Source organism: Citrobacter sp. wls711, from assembly GCF_005281055.1.
Taxonomy (GTDB): Bacteria; Pseudomonadota; Gammaproteobacteria; order Enterobacterales; family Enterobacteriaceae; genus Citrobacter; species Citrobacter gillenii.
The window spans coordinates 42,339-49,376 of record NZ_SZXC01000002.1 but is presented as its reverse complement, the minus strand read 5'-3'; the positions used below and the strand labels follow the sequence as shown (position 1 = coordinate 49,376).

At 51.6% G+C, this 7,038-nt stretch carries 4 protein-coding genes; all 4 read left to right on the top strand.

Annotated features, from left to right (window positions below; translation table 11 throughout):
* Nucleotides 1-1,713 (top strand): hypothetical protein (locus tag FDW98_RS00265; protein WP_212726256.1); only part of this gene is annotated, 1,713 nt, incomplete at its 5' end.
* Nucleotides 1,714-1,858: 145 nt separating this feature from the next.
* On the top strand, nucleotides 1,859-3,211 hold the full coding sequence (locus FDW98_RS00260; RefSeq protein WP_096758168.1) for a TolC family outer membrane protein: 1,353 nt from the start codon (nucleotides 1,859-1,861) through the stop codon (nucleotides 3,209-3,211).
* 100 nt (nucleotides 3,212-3,311) lie between these two features.
* Entirely contained in the window at nucleotides 3,312-5,498 is a 2,187-nt protein-coding gene (locus FDW98_RS00255; protein WP_096758169.1) for a type I secretion system permease/ATPase, read from the top strand.
* Nucleotides 5,485-6,849, top strand: a complete 1,365-nt coding sequence (locus FDW98_RS00250; protein WP_096758170.1) for an HlyD family type I secretion periplasmic adaptor subunit — start codon at nucleotides 5,485-5,487, stop codon at nucleotides 6,847-6,849. Before FDW98_RS00255 ends, FDW98_RS00250 begins: the two co-directional genes overlap by 14 nt.
* Nucleotides 6,850-7,038 lie beyond the last annotated feature (189 nt).

The following is a 7,038-nucleotide window of genomic DNA, read 5'->3' as shown; positions in this document are numbered from 1 at the left end:
GACAGTGATTCAGACTCCGACAGCGACTCGGATTCTGACAGCGATTCCGACTCGGACAGTGACTCTGATTCCGACAGCGATTCCGACTCCGACAGTGATTCCGACTCCGACAGCGACAGCGACAGCGATGCGGATTCCGATGTCGACGCCGATAAGCCCATTTATCTGGAGGTTGACTTTAAGGTATCGGGTACCTCGAAAGTCACCGAAATCAACGGGGGGAGCGGAAGCGACAACGGCTATGACGTTGATGAAAACGGTAAGATTATCTCTGTCGGTAAAAACGTTGTGCTGTGGATCACGCAGGGAGATATTGAAGCCGGACGCGTTTCCAATCAGATCCCTGCCGATCAAATAAAGGTTTACTCCAACGGCAACCCATCCGGTTCCGAAAGCAAGAGCGACGTGTTCCTGCTGCATGAGGGTAGCGGTTACTGGCAGGATGGTAACTTCCGGACCATGAACTCCGTAAGAGGGAACACCACTTCCGCTAATGGCCCTAACGGAGATGCCCGCGATACGATATACGTGCAGGATGATGGTAAGGGATGGAGTGCAAACAAAGGTCCGGCTAACGTTAACGGCAATATAAACTATGTCGATAATGTCTCGGTGACGATAAACGGCCATACGGTCGTGCAGGGCGCGAACTCCATCTCTGACGTAACCTCATCGAAGGGCGGTAGCGGCTGGGATCCTAACGCACCGGGAAGCCATACCTCATGGCACTACGAACTCTCTCTGGATGCCTCCGTTACTGGCGGCGGTGAACACGATCAGATTACCTCTATCACGCTCTCCAGCTTGCCAAAAGGCAGCATAGACTTCAACGGTAAAACCTATGCCGTTGACGCCAATGGTCATGTCACCATTGACGTAGATGATACTGCCGATCTGAATGCGAAAATTACGCTAAACACCGATAGTCAGATCGCTCCGGGAGATATCAAGGTAGATATCTCGTCTGAGGTCAACAATGAGACGCACAACAGCGGAGAGATCGCCGCAGGTGATACTCACCACAGTATTACGCTGTCCGGGGAAGATACCTCAACGCACACTGTCACCCATGATGCTGATGTTCAGTCGCTGTCAGTCGATGAACATCACGAGCTCGACGACAATAGTACCGATCATACAGCGCGGACGCAGAGTGAAGATAACACTGCGCCTCATCACGTTGATCAATCCACACAGAGTGATGCCGCCAGCGAAGAGAGCGACAGTCATGACCAAACGCATGCGTTATTAATCGATAGCGAAGATCTCTACCTGACGCCAGCCGAGCCCCTCAGCGACGCGACGTCACCCGAACATACCGACACGCTCAACGCCAACACGGCCTTACCGTCAGAGGTGTCGTTAACTAATCTGCTTGGGGATGATGCGCTATCGCCCGATGATGCGTCCGCGACGACCATAAAAGCGGAAACCGCAGCGGCAAGTCACGATGAAACATCCGATGACAATACCACGAGTGCGACAACGCTAAGTCACGAAGCACCACTCAACTTTAGCGATATTCTTCACGACGAAGGTAACGACCACGACCTGGGCAAACTGCTTCCGGTGGCTGACGTCAGTGCTGAAAACCATAACGGTGCCGATCACATTGTTGCTGGCGATTCCCCTCACGATGCAGGGGATGCCTTTACCGGGGGAGACCACTCTCTCGTCGACGACCTGATTGCCAAACCAGATACCGATTCCTGATAACATCCGCCCCCACGGCAATGATACCGCGGGGGGGTTCACACGCTTATGTCCGGGACATGCTTTTTCTCTGAAGACATTTCCTCGACATTTTATCCGGCAAGGACAAAAAGCCTGATAAATTAATGCAATAAGGATAATAAATATGAAGTACCGCGCACAGATTGCTTTTGGGTTATCACTTCCACTCCTCATGCTGGGGCACACCAGCGCGACAACGCTTGAGCAGGCCATCAAAAACACCTTGAACTCGCACCCGCAAATCAGCGCATCCGTGAACAGCCGTTATTCTGCAGACCAGGATCTTAAGGCGGCAAAAGGTGGGTATTTACCCACACTGGATCTCTCCGCCGGAACCGGCTGGGAACAAACGGATAATGCCACCACGCGCGCCTCAGGCGATCACCTGCGTGACTTACACCGCAGTGAATCCAGTATCAATCTGAAGCAAAACCTCTTTAATGGTTTTGCGACCACCAGTGAAGTCGCGCGCCAGAAAGCCACGGTTAACTCAAGGGCATTCTCCCTACTGAATACAACAGAAACAACGGCGTTAACCACGATTCAAAGTTACCTTGATGTACTGATGCAGGAAAAAATGGTCAAGCTGGCCGAAGAAAACCTGAAGAACCACGAACGTATTTTCGATCAGATTCGCTTGCGCACCGAACAGGGCGTTGGCCGTGAAGCGGATTTCGCACAAGCGGAAGCTCGCCTTGCCCAGGCGCGCAATAACCTGCTCACTGAACAAACAAATCTGGAAGACTCCCGCACCAACTACTTCAGCGTTACAGGTCAGGAAGCTGTCGACCTCACCCTGCCGCAGCCCACCAAAATTCCGCCATCACTGGAAGAAGCCAGCAAAGTCATGCTGGCAAACAGCCCACTGCTGAAACAGGCTAATGCCGATGTTGAGGCGACGCATCAGCAATATGAAGCAGCAAACTCACGCTTCTACCCGAGCGTCGATGTGGATGTTGGACGTACTATGGATAACAATATCGACGGCACCCGCGGGCACAATCAGGAGTGGCAGGCCATGTTGCGTATGCGCTACAACCTGTTCAACGGCGGCAGCGATAAAGCCCAGCTCACCTCCTATGCGTACAAAATACAGGAAGCGCAGGACATCAAAAGAAACACACAGCGTCAGCTAAGCGAGGAGCTGCGCCTGGCCTGGAATGCGCTGTTGAATGCGCAGCAGCAGGTGCCGATTGCGAAAGATTATGCCGATCGCAGTATGGTGGTCCGTACCGCTTATCAGGAACAGTTCAGCCTGGGCGACCGTACCTTACTGGATATGCTCGATAGTGAAAATGAAGTGTTTAGCGCACAGCGTCGCTACGTACAGCTGCAATTTGTTGAAATGTTTACCACTTACCGCATAAATGCCCGAACGGGTGAACTGCTAAAACAACTCAACATTCAGGCGCCTTCAGCGACTCTGCCGGTTGACGAAATGCAAACCACTAAAGCGGAACTCCCTGAATTAAAGTAACGCGTATCGGGTTTATGGGGTATTTTTGTCATCGATGAAAAAAATACCCCATTGTTGTAATCACCCCGGCGATTTTTTCGCTCGCATGTAAGGTCAGAAAATGGCACCTCAAACTGATTCAGTGGATAACACAACCGCTTCGGGTAATGATGACATCAGGCACGATCCTCAACAAAATCATGACGATCCCCTTCTTGATTGTTTAATGGTCGTTTGTAAGCTCCATAACATCATCACCAGCCGCAACGCACTGACCTCAGGTCTCCCGTTAGAGGAAAACCGTCTCACGTTGAGTACCTTCCCTCGCGCAGCGCAACGCGCAGGGCTTAAAGCCCGGGCGATCCCGCGTCCGTTAGACGCCATTGCAAATATTTCCCTGCCCGCCATCATTTTGCTGAAAAATGCGCAAGCCGCTGTGTTATTAGGCTGGGATGAGCAACAACGCGCCCGTCTATTGTGTGCGGAAACCAAAGGTGGCGAAGTCACGGTATCCAGAGACCAACTGGCGGCTGACTACAGCGGGAAGACGTTTTTTATTCAACCTGAACATGAATATAACACCCAGCCCAGTTCCACCATTCCGCGGACAAAATCGTGGTTCCAGGACACGCTGAAATTATCGAAATTTCTCTACCTGGACTCCGTCGTCGCCAGCTTTCTTATCAACCTGATTGCGCTGGCTACCCCTTTGTTTGTGATGAACGTCTATGATCGCGTCGTCCCCAACCAGGCAACGGCAACGCTATGGATGCTGGCGATAGGTATCACCATCGCATTCGTCTTTGATTTTATTCTGAAAATTTTGCGCGGTATTTGCCTCGACCTGGCGGGTAAGAAGACGGACTTAATTATTTCTGCAGCACTGTATGAACGGCTGATGGGAATGAAGATGAAGCTACGCCCGAGCCGGGCGGGCGGTTTTGCTCAGAATTTTCAGGAATATCAATCGGTACGCGATTTTCTTTCCTCACTCACCTTAACTACATTTATCGATCTTCCCTTTACTTTGTTGATTTTGCTGGTGATCGGCATTATCGGCGGGCCACTGGTCTTTATTCCGTTGGTGGTTTATCCCATCGCACTACTGATCAACTGGATGATCCAACGCCCGCTAATGACGCAGGTACAAAAAACCTATCGCCTGTCTCATGAACGTCAAGCAATGCTGGTGGAAACCCTGACGGGCCTTGACGCCATCAAAGTGAATAATGCCCAGAGCGAAAGACAGTACCAGTGGGAACAGGTGATTGGCAGCCTGAGCAAGCTGGAGTTAAGGGTAAAATCACTGTCTTATGTTGCTGTCAATTTTACCAACTGGCTACAGCAGTTCAGCGGTGTGATTATCATTGTCGCCGGGGTGTACTGGATTATCGCCGGTAATCTCAGCATGGGCGGTCTTATTGCCTGCTACCTGTTACAGCGCCGCGCAATGATGCCCATCGGCCAGCTCTGTAGCCTCATTACTCGCTATCAGCGAGCCAAAATGACCAAAGCCACCATCGACAACATGATGGATCTCGAACAGGAAACGCAGCACCACGAAGTCCCGTTGCGGCGCGAAACGCTGTCCGGCGCTCTTGAATTTCATGATGTGACGTTCCGCTACCCGCAAAACGAGTATGTTTCACTCAACGGTGTCTCCATAAAAATTGCGCCGGGTGAAAAGGTGGGCATCATTGGTCGCAGCGGCTCCGGTAAAAGCTCGCTGGCAAAGCTGCTGGTTGGCTTCTATCAACCCGATAGCGGGATGGTTCTGGTCGATGGTATTGATGCCCGCCAGCTCGACGTCAACGATATTCGCCACAATATTGGTTACGCGCCTCAGGATATTCACCTGTTCAGCGGGACGCTACGCGACAACCTCGTGACAGGCGCGGGCTACGTGGATGAAGAGACAATGATCCGCGCCGCGACAATCGCGGGCGTGCATGACTTCGCTCGCCGCCATCCGTCCGGCTACAACATGCAAGTGGGTGAACGAGGTATGAATTTATCCGGTGGCCAGCGACAAGCCGTCGCTCTGGCACGGGCACTATTGCTCGATCCCCCTATTTTATTAATGGATGAGCCGACCAGCTCCATGGATAACACCAGCGAAGACCTGATTAAAAAAGCGCTCGCGCCAGTGGTCAGCAATAAGACGCTATTGCTGGTGACTCACCGGGCTTCACTGCTGTCATTGGTTGACCGCCTGATCGTCCTCGACAACGGCAAAATTATTGCTGATGGCCCGAAAGAAAGCGTGTTGAATGCACTGAAAAAGGGGCAGATTCATGCGAACCGATAATCAACTCAGCCGCCTGATGAAATGGCTTGTGGGTGATAAAAATAAATCTACGTTCGCCGCGAATGAAGTCAACAAGGCGCTAATCGACGACTCTCCTCGCGTCGTGCGCATCACTTTGTGGGCAATCCTCGCGTTCTTTATCATGATGATTATCTGGGCCTCGCTGGCAAACATTGATGAGGTTACGCGCGGAGAGGGTCGGGCGATCCCCTCATCACGTCTGCAAAAAGTACAAAACCTGGAAGGCGGCATTGTTTCTGAAGTCTTTGTTCATGAAGGGGAAATGGTGAAGGCCGGTGCGCCGCTGCTGCGTCTGGACGATACCCGTTTCCGCTCCAATGCTGGCGAGTCCGAAGCCGACCAACTGGCACTTGAGGCCCGTATCCTGCGACTCACCGCCCAACTTGCCGATAAAGACAGCCTGACTCTCTCGGCAGAAATCATGCAGAAATCCCCCGATATCGCCAGCGGTGAGATGGACCTGTTTACCAGTATGAAGCAGCGTATCCAGAGCGAGCTGGGCGGGCTGAATGAACAACTGGTACAAAAGAAACAAGAGCTTTTAGACTACCAGGCCAAAGCCAACCAGACGCGCCGCAGTCTCGGACTACTGCAGCAGGAAATTAGCATGTCTGAACCTCTGGTCGCGAAAGGGGCCATTTCGAAAGTCGAAATACTGCGCTTGCGCCGTTCGGAGGTTGATACCCGGGGCCAGTTAGAATCCGTTACGCTGGCAATCCCCCGGGCGCAAGCCGCCATCAAAGAAATTGAAAACAAGATGAGTGAAACCCGCGATCGATACCGTAGCGAAGCGCTCACCCAGCTCAACGAAGCGCGCACAGAGCTCAGCAAAATCGAAGCGTCCGGGAAAGCCATTGAAGACCGGGTTAACCGCACACTGGTTACCTCTCCGGTGCGCGGTATCGTGCAACAGATGATGGTCAATACCATCGGTGGCGTTATTCAACCGGGTAGCGATCTGGTTGAAATTGTCCCGTTAGATGACACCTTACTTATCGAAACGAAAATCCGACCGCAGGACATCGCTTTTCTGCATCCAGGCCAGGAAGCGATGGTGAAGTTCACCGCTTATGATTACACCATCTACGGTGGTTTAAAGGCAAAACTGGAACAGATAAGCCCGGATACGGTGACCGATAAAGAGGGGAAAAGTTATTACATAGTGCGCTTGCGTACCGAAAAAAACCATCTAGGCAGTGATGAAAAACCACTGATCATCATCCCCGGGATGGTGGCCTCGGTAGATATTATTACCGGTAGAAAAACGATTCTGGCTTATTTGCTAAAACCAATTCTGCGAGCCAAAGCGGAAGCCTTCCACGAACGCTAGTGGCAGTTTCCGATAAACAGCAATTTTAATCCCTGCCGTTAATTTACCCTGCCAATTTTGGCAGGGTTTATCCCCTGTTACGCCATTTTAAGACAATTGAACTTGTGCCATCGGCGTCCCGTTTATACAACCTTAAATACCCTCAGGAATTATTCTATTTTTATTTCATTTTCGGCAATAAAGGACCTC

What these genes read in the sequence shown, in the direction of transcription:
- FDW98_RS00260 (WP_096758168.1), top strand. Translation starts at nt 1,859, where the DNA reads ATGAAGTACCGCGCACAGATTGCTTTTGGGTTATCACTTCCACTCCTC.
- FDW98_RS00255 (WP_096758169.1), top strand. Translation starts at nt 3,312, where the DNA reads ATGGCACCTCAAACTGATTCAGTGGATAACACAACCGCTTCGGGTAAT.
- FDW98_RS00250 (WP_096758170.1), top strand. Translation starts at nt 5,485, where the DNA reads ATGCGAACCGATAATCAACTCAGCCGCCTGATGAAATGGCTTGTGGGT.